The 25,608-nt window shown below is 54.1% G+C and carries 21 protein-coding genes; 9 read left to right on the forward strand and 12 right to left on the reverse strand.

Annotated elements, in window-relative coordinates; translation table 11 throughout:
* Window positions 1-27: 27 nt before the first annotated feature.
* Complete coding sequence (locus tag V8L73_RS14435; protein ID WP_174788502.1) at window positions 28-780, reverse strand: protein bax; 753 nt, start codon at window positions 778-780, stop codon at window positions 28-30.
* Between the two features lie 359 nt (window positions 781-1,139).
* Here V8L73_RS14435 and V8L73_RS14440 point away from each other — a divergent pair, with 359 nt between their 5' ends.
* The 4 genes from V8L73_RS14440 (at window position 1,140) to acnA (ending at window position 6,893) form a co-directional block, all read left to right on the forward strand.
* Entirely contained in the window at window positions 1,140-1,637 is a 498-nt protein-coding gene (locus V8L73_RS14440) for a hypothetical protein (protein WP_347253313.1), read from the forward strand.
* On the forward strand, window positions 1,631-2,473 hold the full coding sequence (locus tag V8L73_RS14445) for an SDR family NAD(P)-dependent oxidoreductase (RefSeq protein WP_347253314.1): 843 nt from the start codon (window positions 1,631-1,633) through the stop codon (window positions 2,471-2,473). The genes V8L73_RS14440 and V8L73_RS14445 overlap by 7 nt, the downstream gene beginning before the upstream one ends.
* On the forward strand, window positions 2,470-3,999 hold the full coding sequence (locus V8L73_RS14450) for an AMP-binding protein (protein WP_347253315.1): 1,530 nt from the start codon (window positions 2,470-2,472) through the stop codon (window positions 3,997-3,999). Before V8L73_RS14445 ends, V8L73_RS14450 begins: the two co-directional genes overlap by 4 nt.
* A 221-nt stretch (window positions 4,000-4,220) precedes the next feature.
* A complete protein-coding gene (acnA, locus tag V8L73_RS14455; protein WP_347253316.1) occupies window positions 4,221-6,893 on the forward strand; it encodes an aconitate hydratase AcnA in 2,673 nt (890 codons plus the stop codon).
* Window positions 6,894-7,075: 182 nt separating this feature from the next.
* Here acnA and V8L73_RS14460 read toward each other — a convergent pair whose 3' ends face one another.
* Window positions 7,076-7,771 (reverse strand): helix-turn-helix transcriptional regulator, encoded by a 696-nt coding sequence (locus V8L73_RS14460; RefSeq protein WP_027274972.1) that lies wholly within the window; start codon window positions 7,769-7,771, stop codon window positions 7,076-7,078.
* A gap of 513 nt (window positions 7,772-8,284) precedes the next feature.
* On the opposite strand from V8L73_RS14460, the gene V8L73_RS14465 reads away from it, so the two are divergent.
* From V8L73_RS14465 to V8L73_RS14485, 5 genes are all read left to right on the forward strand, one after another.
* The gene (locus V8L73_RS14465) at window positions 8,285-8,719 is read left to right on the forward strand and encodes a DoxX family protein (RefSeq protein WP_027274973.1); all 435 of its coding nucleotides are present in this window, start codon (window positions 8,285-8,287) and stop codon (window positions 8,717-8,719) included.
* Window positions 8,720-8,886: 167 nt separating this feature from the next.
* On the forward strand, window positions 8,887-9,873 hold the full coding sequence (gene hlyD / locus V8L73_RS14470; RefSeq protein WP_347253317.1) for a secretion protein HlyD: 987 nt from the start codon (window positions 8,887-8,889) through the stop codon (window positions 9,871-9,873).
* A gap of 9 nt (window positions 9,874-9,882) precedes the next feature.
* Entirely contained in the window at window positions 9,883-11,640 is a 1,758-nt protein-coding gene (locus V8L73_RS14475) for an ATP-binding cassette domain-containing protein (protein WP_347253318.1), read from the forward strand.
* Window positions 11,633-12,775 (forward strand): ABC transporter permease, encoded by a 1,143-nt coding sequence (locus V8L73_RS14480; RefSeq protein WP_422655590.1) that lies wholly within the window; start codon window positions 11,633-11,635, stop codon window positions 12,773-12,775. Before V8L73_RS14475 ends, V8L73_RS14480 begins: the two co-directional genes overlap by 8 nt.
* Window positions 12,776-12,778: 3 nt before the next feature.
* On the forward strand, window positions 12,779-13,906 hold the full coding sequence (locus tag V8L73_RS14485; protein WP_027274977.1) for an ABC transporter permease: 1,128 nt from the start codon (window positions 12,779-12,781) through the stop codon (window positions 13,904-13,906).
* 48 nt (window positions 13,907-13,954) lie between these two features.
* On the opposite strand, the gene V8L73_RS14490 is transcribed toward V8L73_RS14485, so the two are convergent.
* From V8L73_RS14490 to nudF, 10 genes are all read right to left on the reverse strand, one after another.
* The gene (locus tag V8L73_RS14490) at window positions 13,955-14,944 is read right to left on the reverse strand and encodes an SEL1-like repeat protein (protein ID WP_347253320.1); all 990 of its coding nucleotides are present in this window, start codon (window positions 14,942-14,944) and stop codon (window positions 13,955-13,957) included.
* Between the two features lie 227 nt (window positions 14,945-15,171).
* Window positions 15,172-16,587 (reverse strand): cell division protein FtsP, encoded by a 1,416-nt coding sequence (gene ftsP / locus V8L73_RS14495; protein WP_027274978.1) that lies wholly within the window; start codon window positions 16,585-16,587, stop codon window positions 15,172-15,174.
* 94 nt (window positions 16,588-16,681) lie between these two features.
* On the reverse strand, window positions 16,682-17,428 hold the full coding sequence (locus V8L73_RS14500; protein ID WP_027274979.1) for a 1-acylglycerol-3-phosphate O-acyltransferase: 747 nt from the start codon (window positions 17,426-17,428) through the stop codon (window positions 16,682-16,684).
* A gap of 399 nt (window positions 17,429-17,827) precedes the next feature.
* Complete coding sequence (gene parC, locus V8L73_RS14505) at window positions 17,828-20,098, reverse strand: DNA topoisomerase IV subunit A (protein WP_347253321.1); 2,271 nt, start codon at window positions 20,096-20,098, stop codon at window positions 17,828-17,830.
* Between the two features lie 57 nt (window positions 20,099-20,155).
* Window positions 20,156-22,045, reverse strand: coding sequence for a DNA topoisomerase IV subunit B (parE, locus tag V8L73_RS14510; RefSeq protein WP_027274981.1), 1,890 nt, complete (start codon window positions 22,043-22,045; stop codon window positions 20,156-20,158).
* A gap of 173 nt (window positions 22,046-22,218) precedes the next feature.
* On the reverse strand, window positions 22,219-22,800 hold the full coding sequence (gene yqiA / locus V8L73_RS14515; protein WP_027274982.1) for an esterase YqiA: 582 nt from the start codon (window positions 22,798-22,800) through the stop codon (window positions 22,219-22,221).
* A complete protein-coding gene (gene cpdA, locus V8L73_RS14520; protein WP_347253322.1) occupies window positions 22,800-23,627 on the reverse strand; it encodes a 3',5'-cyclic-AMP phosphodiesterase in 828 nt (275 codons plus the stop codon). The genes yqiA and cpdA overlap by 1 nt, the downstream gene beginning before the upstream one ends.
* A 49-nt stretch (window positions 23,628-23,676) precedes the next feature.
* Window positions 23,677-24,090 carry a DUF1249 family protein gene (locus tag V8L73_RS14525; RefSeq protein WP_027274984.1) on the reverse strand — a complete coding sequence of 138 codons (414 nt, stop codon included), beginning with the start codon at window positions 24,088-24,090 and terminating at the stop codon, window positions 23,677-23,679.
* A 242-nt stretch (window positions 24,091-24,332) separates the two neighbouring features.
* Window positions 24,333-24,671, reverse strand: a complete 339-nt coding sequence (locus tag V8L73_RS14530) for a hypothetical protein (protein WP_134389158.1) — start codon at window positions 24,669-24,671, stop codon at window positions 24,333-24,335.
* A 133-nt stretch (window positions 24,672-24,804) separates the two neighbouring features.
* Window positions 24,805-25,437 (reverse strand): ADP-ribose diphosphatase, encoded by a 633-nt coding sequence (nudF, locus tag V8L73_RS14535; RefSeq protein ID WP_261832556.1) that lies wholly within the window; start codon window positions 25,435-25,437, stop codon window positions 24,805-24,807.
* Between the last annotated feature and the right edge of the window lie 171 nt (window positions 25,438-25,608).

Consider the following 25,608-nt stretch of genomic DNA (forward strand, 5'->3'; position numbering starts at 1 on the left):
GCTTTTTTCTTTACTCATCTATATCAATCAAAACTCGTCCCGAATGCTGGCGGTTTCAACGTCGTTTTGCGCCTGAATGATCAGATGCTCGTTGTTATCCAACACGCGCTGCAAAAACCGACTGTAGGATGCGCCTCTTTCAGAGTAGCGCCCCAGCTTGTTCACCAAATGATCGGCGGTCACCGTATCGCCCTGGCTTCTTAGCTCTGCCCGAGACTCACGCAGTTTGCCGTAGGCTCCGTGGCTATTCATATTCAGCATATAGGCGCGAACGGAATCATCGACCGTATCGTAGGCGGAATAGCCCTTTATGTTGCCGGGCTCGCCGCAGGTCTTACTTCCGCATCGCATGCCAAACAGGTTATTGTTAACCTGAGCAAGCTTAGAGGTTCCCCAGCCGGACTCCGCTGCCGCCTGCGCAACGACCAGGTGGGTCGGAAGCGTATCGACGCGTTTTAGCAACTCGGTCCACTTCACCTTTTCAGGATTAGAGGAACACTGCATCCGATAGTTTGAACAAATCTGCTGCAGACGGGCTATCTCTTTAGAGCTCCAGGCCTGCGACAGGCGTTTTCTCAACAGCCATTCCCTATCCTGGCGAATGAGCGCGTTTTGTTTGTCTATAATAGGAACTACGGCGTTTAAAAAGGCCTTCTTCCGTTGAGTGCCCGAAGGGTATTTTCTCAAATCGGGTAGGCTTTCCAGCTTATCATTGAGAGAATACTCTTGATGATTCATCGTGCCCGTTGAAGCCCAGGCGCTCGAGAATCCTATGCTCATAACGAGCACTGCCGAACCTATTATTTTAAAAACAAGTGAAGTCATAGTACTCCTGCAGGTTTTAAAATAACTCAGATTACTTGCGGACAGATGGTCAATGATGCCCGACTAAAATGAAAGCTGCAAGATGTAACAAAAAACGACTATCTTATAAATTTACTGACATTCAGCATAAAACGTGATGAATAATAATGTTTTTAGCTGGTTATGCTAGTTCAGTTTGAGAGTTCTAAGAGAAAAAAATACAGGCGTGGCACCTTTAAGCCGCCTCTTACGATCGTCCATGCCAGAAAAATTGAGAAAACGCAGCAGCCGTGTTATTACCTTGACGACGGTAAGTAAGGACAGGCGGACTCATCATGGAAATTGAAGAACTATGGGGCCTTATCGCGCTGGGTAAAGACGCGCCGCGTGACTATACCGACTGGGCTGAGCATCGTATGGCGCAAGAGGAATCGGATACGCTGGTTATTCTGGCTTCGCTGGGCTTGGATAAAGAGCCGATAAGAGAAGATGTCGTTCACTATTTTCATCGATATCTTAACGAGCGCTTAATCACACAGCCGACAAAAGAAGAGAGTCTCTCGCGCTACGTTAATCATCTATGTCGGCAAACGATCAACAAGGCGCTCGATCCTGACTGCGCCGTTCTGTTGCTGGCTGACCTCCATCGAAATACGGGTTTTGAAGGCGGATGGGATAATCCGTGGTCCCAGCTCTCTTACGATTTGACGCTGCTGGATATGGGGGAGAAAGTTCGTTTCTTTCATCCTGAGCTAAAACAAAGCAACCGGAATGACTATATTATGTCTTTTGCTTCGTCTTATATTTCCCTGCGAACAGTTTCCGTATGTTAAACAAACTCGCCTCACACCTGCTGTTCCCCTGCCTCCCAGTGGATAAAAGCGCCCTTCGCCGTCGGCTTGAAAATAAAACTGTTCTTATTACCGGCGCCAGCTATGGCATCGGCGAAGCGCTGGCTTACGCACTGGCAGACCTTCCGGTACGGCTTATTCTGGTCGCTCGCACGCAGGAAAAGCTACAGCAGATACAAAGCGACTTTACCGCGCGCAAAGCCGACTGCCAAACGTTCGCCGCCGACCTGTCGAAGCCCGACGAATGCCAAACGCTGGCAGAAGCGATCGACGCGCTGCCCTACCCCGTCGACATCTTCGTCAACAATGCCGGCAAGTCTATCCGTCGCCCCCTGATGGCGTCGTTAGATCGCCTGCACGACGCCGAGCGGACGATGAGCCTGAACTACTTCGCTCCGGTGCAGCTATGCCTTCACCTTCTAAAGGGACACAGGCCAAGATTTACGCACATCGTCAACGTTTCGGCGGCGAACGTGCTTCTGGCGCCCACGCCCCACTGGGCGGCCTATCAGGCCTCAAAAACCGCGTTCGACCAGTGGCTGCGCTGCGGGGAACCTGAGCTTAGGGCAGGCGACGTGCGCGTAAGCTCCGTCTACTTTCCCCTCGTCGGCACCCGTATGATTGAACCAACCTACGCCAACAGATCCGTCCCGGTTTTGCCGGTTGAAAAAGCGGCCAACATTCTCTGTCGGGCGTTGCTTACGCAAAAAAGCGCCTTCAAACCCTGGTGGCTACCGCTGGGCCAGCTGTGTTCCGTCCTGTTTAATTCCCCGTGGCGGCGGGGATGGATCCGCTATCTAAAAGCGTCAACAAAATGAATAAACTGCAACTGCTAAGACAAACGGGTGTTCTGTCCGCCAAAGGGCTGCTGGCGTTAATCAAGTCCATCATGGCCAACGGCATCAGCCTGACGGCGCTTCTTGGCTATGCCGCAGCACGATACCCGGAACGCACTGCGGTTCACGATGACGATGAAGCGCTCACTTACGCCGAGCTTTACTCCCGCACGCGCCGCCTTGCCGCTGCGCTGAAGTATCGCCACGGCCTTGGGCCCGGCCAGAAGGTCGCACTGTGCTGCCGCAATCACAAAGGCCTGCTAACCGCCCTGTTTGCCTGCGCCTATACCGGGGCCGATCTCTTTCTTATCAATACCGAAATCGCACCGGAAAAGCTGGGCGCGCTGGCGGGCAAGCACGCCTTTAACCTGATGATTTACGACAGCGAGCTGAAACCGCTCATCGCAGCCTGCGGCTATCGGGGAAATCAGCTTCCCGTTGACGACGCGCATTTCAACGCCTGCTCCTCTGTTCAAGGGGCTGATTCACTGCCTGCACGCGTAGCCTACGGGCCAGGAAGCATCACCGTATTGACCGGCGGCAGCACCGGCGCGTTTAAAAGCGCCTCACGTAAACCTTCTCTATCGGCATTTCTTAACCCGTTATTCACCCTGTTGGACAAGCTAAGGCTTAGCCAATACCGGAAGCTTTACATCGCAACGCCAATTTACCATGGCTTTGGCCTCGCGGCCCTGTGTCTGGCTACTCTGCTTGGCGCGACCGTTTACCTTAGCAAGCGCTTCGACGCCGAGCGGGCGTCAACGCTGATATCCCATCATCGGGTGGAAGTTATCGCGCTCGTCCCCTTAATGCTTAGCCGGATGCTCCAGCTGGATCCCGAACGTTTGACGCCCCTGCGCTGCATTATTTCGGGCGGCGCGCATCTCACGCCTGCGCTGGCCGAACAAGCCCAAGCCCGGCTGCCCGGCGGGCTGTTTAATCTGTATGGCACGTCCGAAGCGGGCGTCTGCACAATAGCAACGCCAAAAGAGCTCCATGAGTCTCCCGGCACCATCGGCCGCCCGATTGAAGGCCTCAATTTACGCCTGTTGAATTTACGCGGCGGGCAGCCGATAGCCGACGGCAGCGACGTTGGTGAAATCATCGTGCGCTGCGCCTGGTCGGCGCAGGGCGCTGACAGTGACGTCGCCACCGGCGATCTGGCCTACCGCGATAAAAATGGGAACTATTTTCTGTGTGGTCGAATTGACGACATGATCGTATCAGGCGGTGAGAACGTCTATCCCGTCGAACTGGAAAACGTGCTGATAACGCACCCCGCCGTCAGGGAATGTCTGGTCGCCGGCGTTGAAGACGCTGAATTTGGTCAGCGCCTGAAGGCATGGGTGACTATTGCCCCCGCCGAACGCATCGATAAGTTTGAACTGCTGTCGTGGCTTAAGCCCCGCGTGGCTCGCTACGCTATGCCGGTAGACGTCGTTTTAGTAGAAGAAATTCCGCTCACCGCCGTCGGTAAGCCGGACGTCCGACGCCTATTGCAACAATAGGCCGAATTTAAAACAGAGCCCGTTCCTCCGCATGCTCGGAAAGACGGGCGGTTCATCTCTCTCTTCCTTCTTTAGCCTCCAACGCATATTGGCCCTTCTTCACACTTCGATAATGTTAATAATATGTTGCTAATTTTTTATGTTATCTTTAATAAAAGAAAGAAACGTCAATAAATACGCGCCGGCTCACGCCGGAGTACTTGATGAATACTGGAGGAGCCATGTCAGCTGATTTACGTAAAAGTTATGAAGATGTCCTCGCAGTCGACGGTCAAACGTTTAGCTACTATAGCCTGCCCAAGGCCGCCGAAGCGTTAGGAGATATCCAGCGCCTGCCTAAATCCCTAAAAATTTTGCTGGAAAACCTGCTCCGCTTTCTGGACGACTACACGGTGAAAGAAGCCGATCTGAAGGCCATTGTTGAGTGGCTGGCGCAGGGGCACGCCGACCGTGAGATCGCCTATCGCCCGGCACGCGTGCTGATGCAGGACTTTACCGGCGTGCCCGCCATCGTCGATCTGGCGGCTATGCGCGAGGCCGTTCGACGATTGGGCGGAGATCCCGCCAGCGTAAACCCGCTTTCACCAGTCGATCTGGTTATTGACCACTCGGTCACCGTGGACGACTACGCCAACGCTGAGGCATTTTCTACCAACGTCGGCTTGGAGATGAAGCGAAACCGCGAACGCTACGCCTTTCTTCGCTGGGGACAAAACGCCTTTAGCCGCTTTCGCGTCGTGCCGCCCGGAACCGGCATCTGCCATCAGGTTAACCTGGAGTATCTGGGCCAGACGGTCTGGCGGGAAAACAAAGAGGGTAAAACCTGGGTCTACCCGGATACGCTGGTAGGCACTGACTCACACACCACCATGATAAACGGGCTGGGCATCCTCGGCTGGGGCGTCGGCGGCATTGAGGCTGAGGCCGCCATGCTTGGTCAGCCCGTATCGATGCTTATTCCGGACGTCGTTGGATTTAAGCTCGTCGGCAAGCTGCGTGAAGGCATTACCGCGACGGATCTGGTGCTTACCGTAACGCAAATGCTGCGTCAACACGGCGTGGTGGGCAAATTCGTCGAATTCTACGGCGACGGGCTGGCACAGCTTCCTCTGGCCGATAGGGCGACTATCGGCAACATGTCGCCGGAGTTCGGCGCCACCTGCGGTTTCTTTCCTGTCGATGAAGAGACGCTGCGCTACATGCGCCTAACCGGGCGCGATGAAGATCAAATCGCGCTGGTAGAAGCCTACAGCAAGGCGCAGGGCCTGTGGCGCAATCAGGGCGACGAGCCGGTCTTCACCAGCTCGCTGTCGCTCGATTTGTCAAAAGTAGAAACCAGCCTGGCCGGCCCCAAGCGGCCACAGGACCGCGTTCTGCTGGCAATGGTCAAGCAGGCGTTCGCAGACTATCAGGCGCTGGACGTCGCCTCGCGCACCGCGCGTCAGGAACAGGTTCCAGTCACTATCGACGGAAAAACCTATCCCCTCAAGCAGGGTGCCGTCGCCATTGCCGCCATCACCTCCTGTACCAACACCTCCAACCCCGGCGTGATGCTGGCGGCGGGCCTGTTGGCCAAAAAGGCAGTAGAAAAAGGCCTATCGCGCCAACCGTGGGTCAAGTCGTCGCTCGCTCCCGGTTCAAAGGTGGTCACCGACTACCTGAATGCGGCCGGTTTAACGCCCTATCTTGAACGGCTCGGCTTTAACCTGGTCGGCTACGGCTGTACGACCTGTATCGGCAACTCCGGCCCGCTTCTGCCGCAAATTGAAGAGGCTATCAGGCACGGTGACCTGACGGTAGGCGCCGTGCTGTCCGGCAACCGTAACTTTGAAGGGCGCATCCATCCGCTGGTAAAAACCAACTGGCTCGCCTCGCCGCCGCTGGTCGTCGCCTACGCGTTAGCCGGTAATATGAGCATAGACCTTACTCAAGAGCCGCTAGGAAACGATAAAAACGGTCAACCCGTTTACCTGAGCGATATCTGGCCGACAACGCAGGAAATTGCACGAGCCGTAGAAGAAGTAAACGCCGGCATGTACCGCAAAGAGTATGGCGAAGTCTTCACCGGCGATCGGGAGTGGCAAAGCATTGCCATCGAGCCCTCCCTGACCTATGGCTGGCAGCAGGACTCCACTTACATTCGCCAGCCGCCTTTTTTCACCACCATGAAGAAAGCGCCCGAACCGGTTGAAGATATCCATCACGCCCGCATTTTAGTGCTGTTAGGCGACTCGGTAACCACGGACCACATCTCGCCGGCCGGCAGCATTAAGGTAGACAGCCCCGCGGGCCTCTATCTCAGCGAGCACGGCATTGAACGGCAGGACTTCAACTCTTACGGTTCAAGGCGCGGCAACCATGAGGTCATGATGCGCGGCACGTTTGCTAACGTACGCATCCGTAATGAGATGGCGCCCGGCGTGGAAGGCGGATTTACCCGCCACGTTCCGTCGCAGGAGATTATGCCCATTTACGACGCGGCGATGCGCTACCAAAAAGAAGGCGTGCCGCTGGCGGCCATAGTCGGCAAAGAGTATGGTTCCGGTTCGAGCCGCGACTGGGCGGCAAAGGGGCCAATGCTGCTTGGCGTTCGCGTCGTTATTGCTGAGTCTTTTGAACGGATCCACCGTTCAAACCTTATCGGCATGGGCATTCTTCCTCTGGAATTTCCTCAGGGCGTTAGCCGCAAAACCTTAGGATTGCGCGGCGATGAGACCATCACCGTTACAGGTTTGAATGCGCTATCGCCGGGACAAACGGTGCCCGTCACGCTGACGCACGCCGACGGCCAAAGCGTCACGATAGAGACGCTTTGCCGAATCGATACCGGCAACGAGCTGGCCTATTATCAAAACGGCGGCATTTTGCACTACGTCATTCGCAAGATGCTATAACTGTAAAAAAAGAATAGGCCCCATTTTGTGCTAAAAAATAGGGGCCTATCTGCATAAAGTTTTTTATTACTGCAAGTTATCAGCGACAAAAGTAACAAGAAAAAGCGATAAATATGTTATTTGTCATCATAAAATTACATATCTGAATTATCGATTCCCTCTGAACTTGTGAGACTGAATTCTCAATTAAGCAGGTTCAATTCTATCGCTTTCTTTATCGCGTGCTTAGCGTTTGATACGTTAAGCTTATTAACGATATTCTTCATATGAAATTTAATCGTTCTCTCACGGATGCCTAGAATTATTGCCGATTCTATATAGGTTTTACCCATACTCACCCACTTCAATATTTCCAACTCACGGGAAGACAATAGGAATTCCTCTCTTTCCTCAACAAGTTCATCATTAATATAGCGTATGACTTTATCATGAGTGTTAATAAGAAGAAGCTGCAATTCGGCCTGATATAATCTTATATTTTCATGGAAATTTTGATTTCCATCATAATTACAGAAACTCAACAGTGCGATTCGATTACTCGCATCATGAACTGGAAAGGTAAATCCGTCAAAAAGCCGGTTTCGATGCCTAAACTCTGCGATGCCCTCAAGCGGATAGCTCCGCTTCTTCATGTCGAGTTCACGCCAAGAGAAGGGAACAATCGTTTGTTTCGCATGAAGAATAACCGGATCGGTAAGATAGTATTCCGCCGCAATATACTCATCTATCCATTCCTGCGGATAGTTAGAAATAATGGTGGTTGCATTGCCGCTATACTTGGAAAATAAGAAATAGCAATACTCCTTGAGACCATAGTGCGATAACCGTTTCTCAAGGAATGAACGAATACTTTTATCCCTTTTTAAAGGTTTCATCATTACACTGCCTCATCATATACCTAATTCCCTTTTATTCTATATAGCATAATCTGATATCGCCGTCGGCGAAACTGTCATAATTACCAATATTGAAAAAAGTAGCGAAGGATAAAAGTCTATCCTTGGAAGTTATCTATACAAAGATAAAGACTAAGAACCCGTTTATAATTTATTATTCTGTCAGACTCGCATGATTCACTGAATTTATCAAAAATTATTAAACAAAAATCGACACTTATCGCCAATTAGCGATCAAATCCGATCTAAAAATACACATTTACGATCTAAAATATAAATTTATTCTGGTAAGAAGAGCGTAAAAGAGATCTTATTTTTTCAAATGAATAAACTCTACGCGCGATTTTTCGTTGACTTTCAGACCATCCTTCTGCACTCTCCGCATCGTCCAGTATATAGCTCCAAAATCTGCTATATTTATCCATAACTACGTTAACGGTTGCAGGCCAGATGAGACGTATCTACGCCTATGCGCAACAACAAAAGGAAAATGATATGGTTATCAAACTTAACCAAATGTTTACACGATTGACCGACCATCAAGACGGCGGGAAGCTTCTACTGAGAGTTATGGTTGCCGGGTTGATGCTGTTTCACGGCATTGCCAAAGCGCAAAATGGCGTGGGCTGGATAGGCGATTCCTTGGTCAATATGGGCTTTCCCTACTTTATTGCCTACGGCGCCTACGTGGGTGAAATCATCGCGCCAGTCATGATCATCCTAGGAGTGCTCACGCGACCGGCAGCGCTGGTCGTCGCCATTAATATGGTCGTGGCCGTTCTGATGGTCGGCGCTACCGGTAAGTTTTTCACTCTAACCAAAGTTGGCGCCTGGGGGCTCGAAACCGAAGCCTTTTTCATCATCGGCGCCGTTATTGTCATGCTGCTGGGCAGCGGTAAATACTCTATCGTTTCCGCCGATTACAGATAACCGCCGTCGGCCCCGAGTCGCTCGGGGCCGCGGTTAAAAAAATCCCGCTTTTTACCACGCTTTATATATACGTATCTAAGTCAACGTTAATAAAAAAATCAATACGTTCCGCTTGAGTGTTTATGCTAGGCTGTGAAAAGTAGTTACCGCGATGGAAACGACAGCCTATGAAAAAGAAACCGCTTTTCGTTCTTTTAGCAATCGTAGTTTGCGTTATCGGCGCATTTTTGGGCTGGCAGCGCTATGCCGACAGCCATCAACCTTCCCTCACCCTGTATGGCAACGTGGATATCCGAACCGTTAACCTCAATTTCCGCGTTGGCGGCCGTCTGGCTGAGCTTCGCGTCGACGAGGGCGATAAGATCAAGGCAGGAGACGTTCTCGGCCGCCTTGACGACGCGCCTTATCGCATTGCCGTCGCGCAGGCCAGAGCCAACGTGGACGCCCTGAAGGCTCGGCTGGCGCTGATGCAGGAAGGCTACCGCGCGGAAGAGATAGCCCAAGCCAAAGCCGCCGTTGCACAAAGCCAGTCGGCCTACCAGTATGCAGAAAGCTTTTATCGCCGCCAGCAGGGCCTCTGGCAAAGCCGCTCCATTTCCGCCAACGCGCTGGATGACGCCCGCAGCGCCAAAGATCAGGCCTACGCTACGCTGCAATCGGCCAAGCAAAAGTTAACGCAGTTCGAAACCGGCAATCGCCCTCAGGAGATAGCAGAAGCTAGCGCCAACTATGAGCAGGCGAAAGCCGCGCTGGAAAAGGCAGAGCTGGACCTGTCCGATACGACCCTTGTCGCGCCTTCCGCAGGCACCATCCTGACCCGCGCCGTTGAGCCCGGCAGCATGGTTAACGCAGCGAACTCCGTATTCAGCGTTTCTTTAACCAGCCCGGTTTGGGTAAGAGCCTACGTCAGCGAAGTCAATCTGGCCAAGGCGGTTCCCGGCACGGAACTTGAAATTTATATCGACGCTCGTCCAGATAAGCCCTATCGAGGCACCGTCGGCTTTGTCTCGCCTAACGCGGAATTTACGCCCAAAAGCGTCGAAACGCCGGAACTGCGTACCGATCTGGTGTATCGCCTGAGAGTTATCGTTTCCGACCCTGACGAAAGCCTGCGTCAGGGAATGCCGGTCACTATCCGGTTTCCTTCCCGCTAAGGCCTGCCTATGACGGACGGCGCAATCGATCGAGAACGCTGCATCGTGCTGGAAAACGTCATTAAACGCTTTCCGGGCATGGCGCAGCCCGCCGTCGCCAGCCTGACGACTCGAATTGAAAGCGGCGCGGTTATGGGGTTGGTCGGCCCAGACGGCGCAGGGAAAACCACGCTGATACGCATGCTTGCCGGCCTGCTTACGCCCGACGACGGCGCAATACGCGTCGTCGGGCTCGATCCCGTTACGGACGATAAGGCGCTGCACGCGGTGCTGGGCTACATGCCACAGAAGTTCGGCCTGTATGAAGACCTGTCAGTAATGGAAAACTTAAGCCTGTACGCCGACCTTCGCAGCGTGGTGGGAGAGGAGCGAGAGGCGACGTTTAAGAGGCTTTTGGCCTTTACCGATTTATCCCGCTTTACCGACCGCCTGGCGGGTAAGCTCTCCGGCGGCATGAAGCAAAAGCTGGGGCTGGCCTGCACGCTTATCGGCCAACCGAAGGTTTTGCTGCTCGACGAACCGGGCGTCGGCGTTGACCCCATATCCCGCCGAGAACTGTGGAAAATGGTGCACGAATTGGCAAGCGAAGGCATGCTAATCCTTTGGAGCACCTCTTATCTCGACGAAGCCGAACAGTGCCGCAGCGTGCTGTTAATGAACGAAGGCCAGCTGCTCTTCAACGGCCCGCCCGGCGAGTTGACCCAACGCATGGCCGGGCGCAGCGTGCTTATTTCGGCGACGCGCGGCACCAACCGCAGAATGTTGCAAAAAGCGCTCACTTTACCGCAGGTTACCGATGGCGTTATACAGGGGAGATCCGTTCGCCTTATTCTGCGTGAGGGCGAAGATCATTCGCGCCTTCCTGAACTGCTGGATCAGCCGTCAGCTCCGGTCACCGAAGCTGAACCTCGCTTTGAAGACGCGTTTATCGATCTGCTCGGCGGCAATCCCGCCAACGAATCCGCACTCAGCCGAATTATGGCGCGCGTTGAGGGAAACCCGGAAGATGTGGTGATCGAAGCCGTAACCCTGACGAAAAAGTTCGGCAGCTTCGCCGCCACGGACAACGTCAGCTTCCAGGTCAAACGGGGGGAAATCTTCGGCCTCCTCGGCCCGAACGGCGCGGGGAAATCAACGACGTTTAAAATGATGTGCGGCCTGCTTAAGCCCACGGCGGGTAAAGCGCTGGTGCTGGATCTCGATCTAAAAACCAGCTCGGGAGAAGCACGCCAGCGGCTAGGCTACATGGCGCAGAAATTCTCGCTCTACGGCAACCTGACGGTAGAACAGAACCTGAAGTTCTTCTCCGGCGCTTACGGGCTGTACGGTAAGCCGCAGCGCAAGAAGATGGACGACATGATAGAGGCCTTCGGTTTTACGCCAATTCTCAACCAGGAGCCCAACGCTCTGCCGCTCGGGTTCAAACAGCGTCTGGCGCTTTCCTGCGCGTTGATGCACGAGCCTGACATCCTGTTTCTCGACGAGCCGACCTCGGGCGTCGACCCGCTGACCCGCCGGGAGTTCTGGCTGCACATTAACGGCATGGTGGAAAAAGGCGTTACCGTGATGGTAACCACTCACTTTATGGACGAAGCGGAGTACTGCGATCGCATCGGGCTGGTCTATCGCGGCAAAATCATCGCCGCAGGTTCGCCGGATGCGCTCAAGCAGCAGGCGGCCAGCGACGACGCCCCTAACCCAACGATGGAGCAGGCGTTTATCTCGTTAGTGCTCGGCTATGATAAAGAGGAGGCGGCGCGTGGCTAATTCGCTGAGTACCTCATTCTCCCCGCGCAGGCTGCTGGCGCTGTGCCGCAAAGAGACCTACCAAATCCTGCGCGACCCCAGCAGCGGGCTTATCGCCTTCGTTATTCCCCTGATGCTGCTGTTTATCTTCGGCTACGGCATCAACCTAGACTCCAGCAGGCTCAACGTCGGTATCCTGATGGAGCAGCAAACGCCCGAAGCGCGCCGTCTGGTGGACGCATTCATCGGCTCGCCGTACATCAACCCGACTATCGACACGGACAAAAAGCGGCTTATTCATAAGCTACAGGCGGGTGAAATTCGCGGCCTTATCGTCATTCCGGTCGACTTTTCCGAACGCCTGCTCGACGGGCAGGACGGCGTCCCCGTTCAGGTCATCACCGACGGCAGCGAGCCCAATACCGCCAACTTCGCCCAAGGATATGCTGAAGGCGTGTGGCAAATCTGGCAACGAAACCAACTTCAGGACAGCGCGCAGCAGCCCCACGGCCTGATTGACGTCCAGCTGCGCTACTGGTTTAACCCTTCGGCCATCAGCAGAAACTTCATTATTCCCGGCGCCATCACCATCATCATGACCGTCATCGGCGCTATTCTGACGTCGCTCGTGATTGCTCGCGAGTGGGAACGCGGCACGATGGAAGCGCTGCTCTCTACTCAAGTCACGCGCACGGAGCTGCTGCTGTCGAAGCTTGTCCCTTATTACTTCTTGGGGATGACCGCCATGACGCTGTGCGTAGCGGTTGCGGTGTTTGTGATGGACGTGCCGTACCGCGGCTCTCTGCCGATTCTGTTTGGCATGAGCAGCCTGTTTCTTGCCAGTACGCTCGGCATGGGGCTTTTGATATCAACGCTGACCCGCAACCAGTTCAACGCCGCCATGGTAGCGCTGAACGCCGCGTTTTTACCGGCCATCATGCTATCGGGCTTTATCTTTGAAATCGACAGCATGCCGCAGGTGGTGCGAGCGGTCACTTACGTTATCCCCGCCCGCTACTTCGTCAGCACGCTGCAGACCCTGTTTCTGGCAGGGAACATCGCCCCGATTTTAATTATCAACCTGCTGTTTATGGTGGTTTCCGCCATTTTCTTTATCGGATTGACGGCAATAAAAACCAGGCGGAGGCTGGACTAAGCAATGAAGAACTCGACGCTTACGACGCTGCACCGCCTGCTTTCGCTTATCTTAAAGGAGCTGCAGTCGCTGCTGCGCGATAAGCAAACGCGCTTTATTTTGATCATGCCGGTGCTGATGCAGGTCATCCTGTTTCCCTTCGCCGCAACGCTTGAGGTGACTAACGCCACCGTCGCCGTTTACAGCGAGGACGCAGGGCAAGCCTCCGTTGAGCTAACCCAGCGCTTCGCCAAGGCCAAGGCGTTTAGCAACGTGCTTTTGCTCAACGGCGCTCAGGAAATCGCCCCGACTATCGACGAGCAAAAGGCGCTGCTGCTGGTGCGTTTCCCTGCCGACTTCTCCCGCAGGCTGGCGGCCGGCGATACCGCCTCCCTACAAATTATTCTCGACGGTCGACGATCCAACAGCGCCCAGATCGCCGCCAACTACGTGCAGCAGATAGTCAGGCAGTATCAGTTAGAGATAACTCCAAAAGCGCAGGCGCAGAGCCAAAATCGTCTGGTTATTCGCAACTGGTACAACCCTAATCTCGACTACAAGTGGTTCGTCGTACCTTCGCTTATCGCCATGATTGTGACCATCGGCGTGCTGATCGTCACCTCGCTGTCGGTGGCGCGCGAGAGAGAGCAGGGAACGCTGGAACAGCTGCTGGTTTCACCGCTGGCCACCTGGCAAATTTTTATCGGCAAGGCGGTGCCGGCGATGATTATCGCCATCTTTCAGGCCTCAATCGTGCTGGCTATCGGCATCTTCTTTTACCAGATCCCCTTTGCCGGATCGCTGGCGCTGTTCTACGGCACGATGTTGATTTATACGCTGTCACTGGTGGGCTTCGGCCTTCTAATTTCTTCGGTGTGCGCCACCCAGCAGCAGGCGTTTATCGGCGTGTTCGTCTTTATGATGCCCGCCATATTACTGTCGGGCTACGTCTCCCCGGTGGAAAACATGCCGGTGTGGCTGCAAAACCTGACCTGGGTGAATCCGATCCGCCACTTTACCGACATCACCAAGCAGATTTACCTCAAGGATGCGGACTTTTCCATCATCTGGGGCAGCCTGTGGCCGCTGCTGGCGATTACCGCCGTGACGGGGAGTTTGGCGTATGGGATGTTTAGGAGGAATATTGCCTGATATTTTTACCATAGCGCGCGGTAATCCGCGCGCCTTAAATCCATTGGCTTATGACGTATACTTTTCAATATACTCCTGAGCCAGGGCCTGTGCCGCTTTTAGCGTTTTTGCATCCAGTTCTTGCTCAATATCTTTTTTAGTTTCCAATGATGCTTTACTTCCTGATATCTCAGCTACACGAACCCACGCGTAGGCAAGTAAATTATTTTTCTCTACGCCTTCTCCCTGAAAATACAAATACCCCAAATTGTTCTGGGCAGCAGCATTACCCAATTGAGCCGATTTTTGTGACCAATAAAAAACTTGTTCCATATCTCTTTCAATAATCTTGCCTTCAAAATACATGCCGGCAAGATCGCACTGAGCTGAGGCCTCATCCTGTTCCGCCGCCCGCAGCAGCCAATAATGAGCTAATTGGCCATTTTGCTCAACACCATTGCCTGTACGATAAGCTCCCCCCAACATGTGTTGAGCTTCAGCATTTCCTTGTTCAGCTGCTTTGCGGAACAAATCGCACGCTTTGACAGGATCCCTTTTAACCACTTCGCCGCTCTCATAATAGAGCCCAAGTGCATACTGCGCCGCTGCATAGTTTTGTTCCGCAGCTTTACGAAACCATTTAACCGCGGCCTCATCGTCTCGCTTTTTTATAGCATACACGCGAGCTACGCGATCCTGAGCCTCCACAAGCCCCAGTTCCCCCGCTTGTTCATACCAATAAATGGCGAGATCCAAATTTTCTTCAATACTCTGGCCATTTTCATAAGAGACGGCAACATTATATTGCGCTTCAGGTATCCCCGCTTTCGCCAAATCCAGCGTATCCTGAAACTCTTCGTCACCCTGTTCATCTTCTGAATACGTGGGAATCGTTCCGCCTAATCGCGTAACCAGCTCTTCAAACGCGGCCGCGTCCCCCTGCTCTACTCTTTGCTGTAATTTTTCTATTTCAGCTTCGTTGAGTTCAGGCTGTGAAGGTTTCTTCGTACCCGCTTGCTGCATTAATTGACCAATAAAAGAAAAAATACCCTTTGCCATGATTACTCCCTGTCTTATTCACTGCCAGCTATTATTGTTATCGAAGTTGAGCCAAACGGAACAACATGATAACGCTATAAATAATTTTAACCGTGATTATATCAAACAAAGAAAACCGCACAGCAACAATTCAGCATGTACTTTATTCAGGAAAATAGGATAAAGAGGTATTAAAACGGGCGGCCAACGCCGCCCTGTATGTGGTTGAGGATAAAAACAGCGTTTTGTCAGGCGTGCTCCTTCACCCACAACTGCCCTACATTTCCCCGGTCCGCCATCTCCAGATTTTGGCTGTAGTACAAAAACGGGAAGTGTTCGGAAGAAGGCTGGGTAAACCGCACCAGCAGTTCGACCTTGCCGTCGACCCAGACGGTGTCCTTCCAGCCGCTGTCTTCCACCGACGGGGCCGCGCCGTTAACCGCGCTTACGAAGAACTGCGCGCCCTGAACGTGGAAAGGCTGCGGCATCTCTGCGTTAATAATCCAGCGCTCCCAGGTACCCTGTAGGGATTCCGTATTGATGCGCATTGGATCCCAGATTGCGCCGCTGATGCCGGGAATAGCATCGCCTAGAACGAATTCACGAGAGCGGACGATGCTGCCGTCGAGGCGATCGACGCCCTTCAGATTAGCAGGCAAGGGCTGAGTAGAGAGCGCCATCAGCCCGGTTGGGCGCAGCGTCAGAACCAGCGACGAGTTAAGCAGGCTGGACGGTTCAAAGAAGCTGCGAAGGCGGTCGACGACGCCGGCCGAAGCGCCGGCGGTAATAGAAACCTCATCCCCTTTAGAGACGTCGATCAGCACTTCCCTGCGTTCGCCCGGCGCCAGATTAATCTGGGGCATGGCAATCGGCGCAGGCAGCAGGCCGCCGTCGTTAGCCACCAAATGGAACGGACGTCCGTCGCTCAAAGACAGCGTGTAACGGCGAGCGTTTGACGCATTCAGCAGGCGAAGCCTCACCCAGCCTCGGCCAACCTCAACGTAGGGCCCCTGAGCGCCGTTAGTTAGCAGCGTATCGCCAAGGAAGCCGGTCTCACCCGTCTGAGGGTATTCCGGCTGGCCGAAGGAATCGAAGCGCTTGTCCTGAATAATGATGGGGAAATCGTCCACGCCGTAGCGGCCAGGGATAGTCAGACCGCGGCTGACGTCGTCCTCCACAATCCACATTCCCGCCAGACCGTTATAGATATGGGGCCCCATCTTATTAGGCGTAATGGCATGATACCAACAGGTCGCCGCCTGCTGGCGGATCGGCACAATAGGCGACCAGTCAACGCCGGGAGACATCAGGCGAGCGCCGTTACCCGTCAAAACGCCCGGCGTTTGCAGGCCGCTTACGGTTACGGCGACCGGCTCGCTCAACCGATTGCTGTAAACCATCTTGACGTCATCGCCGTTGCGAACGCGCACCGTCGGCCCCAGGTATCGACCGTTAAAACCCCATACCGGCGCTTTAGAGTCAGAAAACTGCCAATGGGTGCGCTGCATGGACAAATAGAGAGGCTGACCACGGCGCATTTCCAGCAGAGGAGGAACCGGCAGCGCCGGCTGCGGCGTAGCCGCCAGCGCAGCTTTTGAAGACAGCATGTTGGCGCCTAGCGCGACGCCCGCGGCCTGCAGCAGGCGGCGGCGGCTGATAGGCAGTACATTCTTTTTCAGTTCAAAATCCATCAAAACAGACCTTTGGCTATAGCGTCCCTATTTTATCGGCGTCCCATAATGACAACCCGATTCTGGGTTAGCTTCCGCGCTTTGCGTCCTGCGCTTCAAGCTCGGCCACTTCCCGATTAATCTCGTCCAGCTTCTCGACCATCACTTGATGGCAGTGAAGCGCCAGCTCGCGAACCTGGTCTTTGCCATACTGCGAGGTGTCAATCGGCGCCATCATCTCTACGATAACGCGGCCGTTGTTGCAGCGGTTCAAATCAATTTTGTTGTGGGTATTGGAAACGCAAATCGGTACGATCGGTACGCCCGCCGCAATCGCCGCGTGAAACGCGCCGGTTTTAAACGGCAGCAGTCCGCGGCCCCGGCTGCGGGTGCCTTCCGGGAACATCCAGATTGAAATATCGCGCTTTTTCATCTGATCGACGACCTGATATATCGTTCCGCGCGACTTGGTTTTGTTGTTGCGGTCAATCAGGATATTGCCCGTCAGCCAGTAAAACGGCCCAAAGAAGGGGATCCACAGCAGGCTTTTTTTGCCAACGGTAACCGTTCTTGGCTGAACGGCCTTAGCCGCCGTCACCATATCGTAGTTGTTTTGATGGTTGGCAATATAAATACAGTTACCGATATCGCCCACGCCCGGATAGATCCGCGTTTCCACCTTCAGGCCAAACACCGGCGCCAGCCTACCGAACAGGCGGCCAAAGGTATAGGAATGACGAGGATGCCGAGGGCTAAAAAGGCAATAGATTGACCCCAGCAGGCACACCAATATGCAAAACGGAATAACCACCAGAGCGCGCAAAATTAAAAGCATATGAACCTCTTTTTTATGTACCCTAAATAATTCGAGCTGCCGGACAAAACGCCCACGGCGTTTTGAACAGCGCTTGCGCTGGCCCTGCAAGGGTGAGTCCCGTAGGGGCGAATCACGCGGCAAGAGAGAGAACCCCAAGAGCTTACATGAGTAAGTGACTGGGGTGAACGAACGCAGCCAACGCACCAGCAGCTTGAAGTATGACGGGTGCAGCCGGTAAGTATACCGACTTATAAAAAAAACGCACCGCCTCTCGGGGCAGTTATACAATAGAACCCGGCGTTTAAGCCGATAAAAACGCGCGCTTATTCTACTCTACTCCACGCGTCCTGATGAGGTATTTAATAAAAAACAGGCCGCCCCCTATCGGAAAGCGGCCCGTCGTTTACGCTATGCTTCTCAGCCGGCGTTCTCACTTCCCGCCGGAGGCGGCGTCTCGACGTCAATACTGTCGATGCGCTGTAGCCCGCGGGGCAGAAGCGTTCCTTTGCGGCCCCGCTCGGCGCGGAACTTCTGCAAATCTTCGGGCCGCAGCAGCAGCTTGCGTTTACCTACGTGCAGCGTCACCGATGAAGACGGCTGAAGCAGCAGCAGGTAGGCAATCTTGTCCTCTCCGCTGGCCGCCTGCGCTGCAGGGATAGAGACAATCTTGTTCCCTTTGCCTTTAGACAACTGAGGCAAATCTCCCACGGGGAACAGCAGCATTCTTCCCGCCGCGGTGATAGACAGCAGCAGTTCGTCTTCTGAATTCACCTCCAGCGGCTCCAGCACTTTTGCGTTTTCCGGTAGCGTAATCATCGCCTTACCGTTGCGGTTGCGCGCCACCAGATCTTCAAAGGTACAGATAAAACCATAGCCCGCGTCGGACGCCATCAGGATCTTCTTATCGTCCGTAGCCATCAACACGCGGTCAACGCCCGCGCCCGGCGGCAGCTGGAGCTTGCCGGTGAGCGGCTCGCCCTGGCTTCGCGCCGACGGCAGCGCCTGCGGATCGAGCGCGTAGCTCCGGCCCGTAGAGTCAAGGAACACCACCGGCTGATTGCTCTTGCCGCGCGCAGCCGCTTTGAATGAGTCGCCCGCGCGATAGCTCAGGCCGGAAGGTTCGATATCGTGCCCCTTGGCGCAGCGCACCCAGCCCATATCGGACAACACGACGGTCACCGGCTCGGACGGCACGAACTCGTGCTCGCTCATGGCTTTCGCCTCGGTGCGTTCAACGATTGGCGAACGGCGGTCGTCGCCGTAGGCCTGAGCATCGGCCAGGATCTCTTTCTTAATCAGCGTGCCCATTTTGCGATCGGACGCCAGCAGCGCCTGAAGGCTGTCGCGCTCTTTCGCCAGTTCGTCCTGCTCGCCGCGGATCTTCATCTCTTCAAGCTTGGCCAGATGGCGCAGCTTCAGTTCCAGAATCGCTTCGGCCTGGGTGTCGGTAATGCCGAAACGCTGCATCAGAGCCGGCTTCGGCTCGTCTTCGGTACGGATGATTTCGATAACTTCATCGATATTCAGGAAGGCGACCAACAGGCCCTCAAGGATATGCAGACGCTTTAACACTCTTTCTAGGCGATACTGTAAGCGTCGAGTCACCGTATCGCGGCGGAACGTCAGCCACTCCTTAAGGATTTCAATCAGCCCTTTCACCGCCGGTCGGCCGTCCAGCCCCAGCATGTTCAGGTTAATGCGGTAGCTCTTTTCCAGATCGGTGGTGGCGAACAGGTGGTTCATCACCTGCTCCAGATCCACGCGGTTAGAGCGAGGCACCAGCACCAGGCGCGTCGGATTCTCGTGGTCGGACTCGTCGCGCAGATCGTCTATCATCGGCAGCTTTTTCGCCCGCATCTGGTTGGCTATCTGCTCCATGACGCGCGCGCCGGAGGTTTGGTGCGGCAGCGCGGTGATGACAATCTCGCCGTCTTCCTTTTTCCACACCGCCCGCATGCGAACCGAGCCCTTGCCGGTCTGATAGATTTTTCTGATTTCATCGTGCGGAGTAATGATCTCCGCTTCCGTCGGGTAGTCCGGCCCCTTGACTTCGCCCATCAGGTCATCAAGCGTCGCGTTGGGGTTGTCCAACAGCATAACCGCCGCGTTAGCCACTTCGCGCACGTTGTGGGGCGGAATGTCGGTCGCCATGCCGACCGCAATGCCGGTTGTGCCGTTAAGCAGGATGTTCGGCAGGCGGGCGGGCAGCGTTTTCGGCTCTGAGAGCGTGCCGTCAAAGTTGGGAATAAAGTCGACCGTGCCCTGCCCCAGCTCGCTCAGCAAAAGCTCTGCGTACTTGGACAGGCGCGATTCGGTGTAGCGCATGGCCGCAAACGACTTGGGATCGTCCGGCGCACCCCAGTTGCCCTGACCGTCCACCAGCGGGTAACGGTAAGAGAACGGCTGCGCCATCAGCACCATCGCTTCATAACAGGCGCTGTCGCCGTGCGGATGGTATTTACCCAGCACGTCACCCACGGTGCGCGCCGATTTTTTAAACTTCGCCTGAGCGTTGAGGCCCAGTTCAGACATGGCATAAACGATGCGGCGCTGTACCGGCTTCAGGCCGTCGCCGATAAACGGCAGCGCCCGGTCCATAATGACGTACATCGAATAGTTGAGGTACGCATTCTCGGTAAACTGGTGAAGCGGCTGCTGTTCTACGCCGTCGTGAGTAATATCACTCATAGTATAACTTTTCCTTGCTCGCTAAAGCGGCCTCTGTAGGCGGCCTTCGCGTTCAAATTAAACCTCGATCTCCACCAGATCGCCCTTCTCCTGCAGCCAGTTGCGGCGATCTTCCGAACGCTTTTTGGCTAGCAGCATGTCCATCAGCGCCATAGTGGCGTCGCTGTCTTCCAGCGTCAGCTGCACCAGGCGGCGAGTGTTTGGATCCATGGTGGTTTCGCGCAGCTGAAGCGGGTTCATTTCACCCAGCCCCTTAAAGCGCTGTACGTTGGGCTTGCCCTTTTTACGCTTAAGCTGTTCAAGGATGCCCGCTTTTTCTTCTTCATCCAGCGCGTAGTAAACCTCTTTTCCAAGGTCAATACGGTAGAGCGGCGGCATGGCGACGTAAACGTGCCCTTCTTCCACCATCTTGCGGAAGTGGCGCACGAACAGCGCGCAGATAAGCGTTGCGATGTGCAAGCCGTCTGAGTCCGCATCCGCCAGAATGCACACCTTGCCGTAGCGCAGCTGGCTGAGATCGTCGCTGTCGGGGTCGATGCCGATAGCGACCGAAATATCGTGAATTTCCTGCGAGGCCAACACTTCATCGGAAGAAACCTCCCAGGTGTTCAGGATCTTGCCCTTCAGCGGCATGATAGCCTGAAACTCGCGGCTGCGCGCCTGCTTGGCTGAACCGCCCGCCGAATCCCCCTCGACGAGGAACAGCTCGGTCACGCTCAGGTCCTGCGAGGAGCAGTCCGCCAGCTTACCCGGCAGCGCGGGCCCGCTGACCAGCTTTTTACGCACTACCTTTCTGGCGGCGCGCATACGCTGCTGGGCGCTGGAAATAGCAAGCTCGGCCAGCTGTTCCGCCGCCTGTACGTTCTGGTTAAGCCAGAGGCTAAAGGCGTCTTTGATAATGCCGGAAACGAACGCCGCGCTCTGACGAGAAGAGAGGCGCTCTTTGGTTTGCCCGGCAAACTGCGGATCCTGCATTTTTAAAGACAGCACGTAGGCGCAGCGATCCCAAATATCTTCCGCGCTCAGCTTCACCCCGCGCGGCAGCAGGTTGCGAAATTCGCAAAACTCGCGCATGGCGTCCAGCAGCCCTTGGCGCAAGCCGTTAACGTGAGTGCCACCCTGCGTCGTAGGAATAAGGTTGACGTAGCTTTCGCTCAGGGTTTCTCCCCCTTCAGGTAGCCACAGAAGCGCCCAGTCCACCGCCTCAACGTCGCCGGAAAAGGCGCCGACGAACGGCGCTTCCGGCAGGGTAACCAATCCGTTGACCGCTTCCATCAGGTAGTCGGTCAGGCCGTCCTGGTAGCACCAGCGCTGCTCGGTCTGATTGACCTTATCGACAAAAACGATTTCCACGCCGGGGCAGAGCACCGCTTTGGCCTTCAGCACGTGCACCAGACGAGAAACGGAAAAGCGCGGGTTGTCGAAGAAGCTGGCGTCAGGCCAAAAATGGACGCTGGTGCCGGTATTGCGGCGACCGCAGGTGCCGATGACCGTTAAATCCTGCACCTTGTCGCCGTTTTCAAAGGCGATGCTGTATACCTGCGCGTCCCGACGAACCGTAACTTCCACCCGCGTTGACAGGGCGTTAACGACGGAAATCCCCACGCCGTGCAGGCCGCCGGAAAACTGGTAGTTCTTGTTGGAAAACTTCCCGCCGGCGTGCAGGCGGCACATGATAAGCTCGATAGCCGTCACGCCCTCTTCGGGGTGAATATCAACGGGCATCCCGCGACCGTCGTCAATCACTTCCAGCGACTGATCTTCGTGCAGGATAACCTCTATTTTATGCGCATGACCGGCCAGCGCTTCGTCAACGCTGTTATCGATAACCTCTTGCCCAAGGTGGTTGGGCCTGTCGGTTTCAGTGTACATGCCGGGGCGGCGACGTACTGGTTCTAGTCCGCTGAGCACCTCAATGGAGTCAGCGTTATAACTGGATTGGCTCATGATTTGGCTTTCTGGAATCTGATTTTATTCCTCGCCTTTCGCACCGCGACGCTGTCGTAGTGGGGAAACGAGAAGCATTGGATCTCTTTATTTATAGAGAATAAAAACGATCGCGACGCGCCTGTCGGCACATACCGGCGAACTTTCCCTGCCCGACCGACTGAGGATGACTATTAAGCCGCACTAAGCCCTAAAAAATCAACAATAGCGGGAAAATAGTGTTCAAAACCGACAAAGCTGTGGTTCCCTCCGGACTCTACGGTCTGACGGCAGTGCGTGTAGTACGTCACCGCCTGACTGTAATCGAGCACTTCATCGCCGGTTTGCTGCAATAGCCACAGCAGGTCCGGTGCTTCCAGCGGCTCTATCTGCATCACTTTAAGATCGTAAACGTGGCGAGACTCTATCACATATTGCTGGCCAGTGTAGGGATTCTCGTTGCTGCCGATATATTCCTGTAGCCATTCGAAGGGCTTCACTGCGGGGTTCACCAGCACGGCAGGGATCATAAAGCATTGAGAGAGCCAGGTCGCATAGTATCCCCCAAGAGAAGAGCCGACGATGCCCAAAGGCTCCCCTACGCGCTCCAGCACGATATCTTCCAGTACCGAGGCCGCATCTGACGGATAAGGGGGAATAGCGGGGATCAGCATCTCGATATGAGGATGATGCTCAGCCAGCCACCGCTTGAAGTTGGTAGCCTTGGCCGACTGGGGAGAACTGTTAAAACCGTGTATATAAAGCAGCGTCGCCATCAATAACCGTCCGAGTTCATATCAGGACGGAATGCATCGCTGTTTAAGCGGCATACCGTCGTTTCAACTGAACCATCCGCATAAAGGTCAAGGTAGCGCCAGCCCGGCGCAAGGTCATCAATAGTAAAGTTAGTACAGTGCGGCTTAAACTGCACGCAGGTGGAAGGCGTAGCCAGTACGCGACGGCCGTTCCAATCCAAAGAGAGATCCTGATGAATATGGCCGCACAGCAGCGTTTTCGCCTGAGGGTGCCGGTCTAACACCTCTGAAAGCACGTGCGCATTACGAAGGCTGTGCTGATCGAGCCAGGTGCATCCGGAAGGCAGAGGATGGTGATGTAATAAAATAAGCGCATGGCGAGAGGCGTACTGCGTCAAAGATCGATCCAGCCACTCAAGCTGATATTCGCTCAGCTCGCCGTGAGGTACGCCAAGCACCTGGCTGTCCAACAGGATGACAAACCAGTCTTCGCCCAGCAGCGCCAACTTGGAGGGAAGAATGCCGGCCTGCGCCATCGCGTCGACCATCGCCGGCTGGAAGTCGTGATTTCCCGGCAGCCATACGCACGGAGCGTGAAGTCTGGATATGCCGTCGGTGAAGCGTTGATAGGCGGCAAAGCTGCGGTCCTGCGCCAGGTCACCGGTTGCGACGATCAGGTCGTAATCGCACTCCCGTCCGGTAATTTCGTCGAGGACAGCGTGAAAGCTCTGCAGCGTATTTACGCCTAAAAGCGTTTCATCCGCACCGGAAAACAGGTGGGTATCAGTAATCTGTAATACTCTCACTTTGGACCCACTCGCCAAAGGGAGTTGAAAAAGGCTTTCCAAGAGGTTTCCTTCAAAAAATTGAGTGAGTAAGCTCCTGCTTTCTACGTGTTTAACAAACGACAGCAGACCTTAGGCAAAAACGCAGCCAGTCCGCCAAAAATTGATTAATTTGGTGCTTTTCATCACGCTGGTGCAAATTTCTATTGGGATAATCATAACTTGCTTTAAATCGAAAGATCTGTTGACTGGAACACACTTCTGCAACTAACGCGTCGTGATAAAGCCGAACGTTTAAACTCGGCATGCTCCAATAGCTGACTTTCGGCTGCACCTGCTTAATAGCAACCAGCGAGGTGTAACGAGTGGACTCAAGCGTTTCGATACTGTAAATCGCCCTATCGACCTGTAGCTCAACGCGACTACCTATTTTTTCATCGCGGGGGATCAGTCGGCGCAGCTGCGCATAGTTGACCTCGGTCAGGCGCATCATGGCGGGAAAATCAGGAGTATATCGCTTTTTCATATTACATCGGTCGGACGCCAAACGTTCCTCTCTTCGTATCGACTCTGGTCTATTTTCGCCAGTAATAAATGTCTTGCGGTATTAATCGAACGGGCTTGCTAAATAGGCATTCCATTATGAAGGAAACTTTGACAAAAAATAAAGAAACAAATGCGAAAAGCCGAGGTTAATGGAGAAGTTTCTCCACCGAAAGGCCGATATAATACCCATGACAATATAAGGGAAAATAAATAAGCGAATGCTCAAACGTGCGTATAGTTCACTTCGCAATAAAAACCTTTCATATCGCTGCCGCCGGAAATCAGTCTGTAGCTAATAATATGATCGTTAGCCCGGCGGGAATAAAAGGTGAAATAGGAGTACTGCATTGCGGTAACAAAGGCCATAAAATGTTCTTTGATCTCGTGCAGTTCGGTACGTCGAAGGGATACGTCGATAATGTATTTATTTTCGATGACTTCGTAGCTGAACTCTAACACGGCCTCATGCTGATGAAAGAAATCATAAATGGAAGAATCAATCCACGGATCGGTAATCAGCTCAATGCTGCTGATGATATTTTCAACAATTCGATTGGCCACGGCGCGTCTCCCCGTCATTATTATTTTTATATTAGCAGCCCATTATCGCTTTTACAGACGCCGACGATAAAATTATCGTCGGCGTCCGAAGGCGATGATTAAGCGTTCAGGTTTTGTCCCCTGATGATGAAGCTCAGCCTACCCATTCTTTCTGCAATTTGCGATAGTTGAGCTGTAACCACTGAACGGCGATCACAGTTGCCGCGTTATCAATAACGCCCTCTTCTACCCATCGATAGGCCTGTTCGCGGCTAACGACGTGAACCCGAATGTCTTCATTCTCCTCGGGCAGCCCGTGAACGCCCTTGGCGTTTGACGCGTCAACTTCACCGACAATAATAGACATTCGTTCCGACGTTCCGCCCGGACTCGCCAAATAGCTCAGTACGGGTTTACAGCGCCCCACCTCAATGCCGGCCTCTTCCTGCGCCTCGCGTCGAACGACGCTTTCTACGTCTTCACCGGGTTCGATCATTCCCGCAATCATTTCCAACAGCCACGGCGTTTCGCTGGTTTCCATCGCCGCAATGCGGATTTGTTCAACCAGCACAACTTCATCGCGCCGCGCGTCATAGGCCAGCAGCACGCCCGCGTGGCCTCTTTCAAAAATCTCACGAACGACTTCGCCGCTCATCGAGCCGTCAAAGCGGCGGTGGCGAAAACGGTACTCCGTCAGCGAAAAGAAACCGCGGTAAAGCGGTTTCTGTGCAATAATTTCAACATCGCGTTTGTCTAACGTTACCGGAGTCGATTCATATAGCGGCATGGAGCATCTCTTTCTTAACGGATTTAGGAACATGCCCTATTTGATGACCTATGGCCGCCGACTTCAACCAGGAAATGAAAAAAACGCGTAATTTTTCTGTAAATAATACAGTTATGGCACATAAAGCTACCTTTATTATCATGAATACTCTGGTAGAATTTGCGACTATAT

Origin of the sequence: Leminorella grimontii, assembly GCF_039789245.1 — a bacterium.
Taxonomy (GTDB): Bacteria; Pseudomonadota; Gammaproteobacteria; order Enterobacterales; family Enterobacteriaceae; genus Leminorella; species Leminorella grimontii.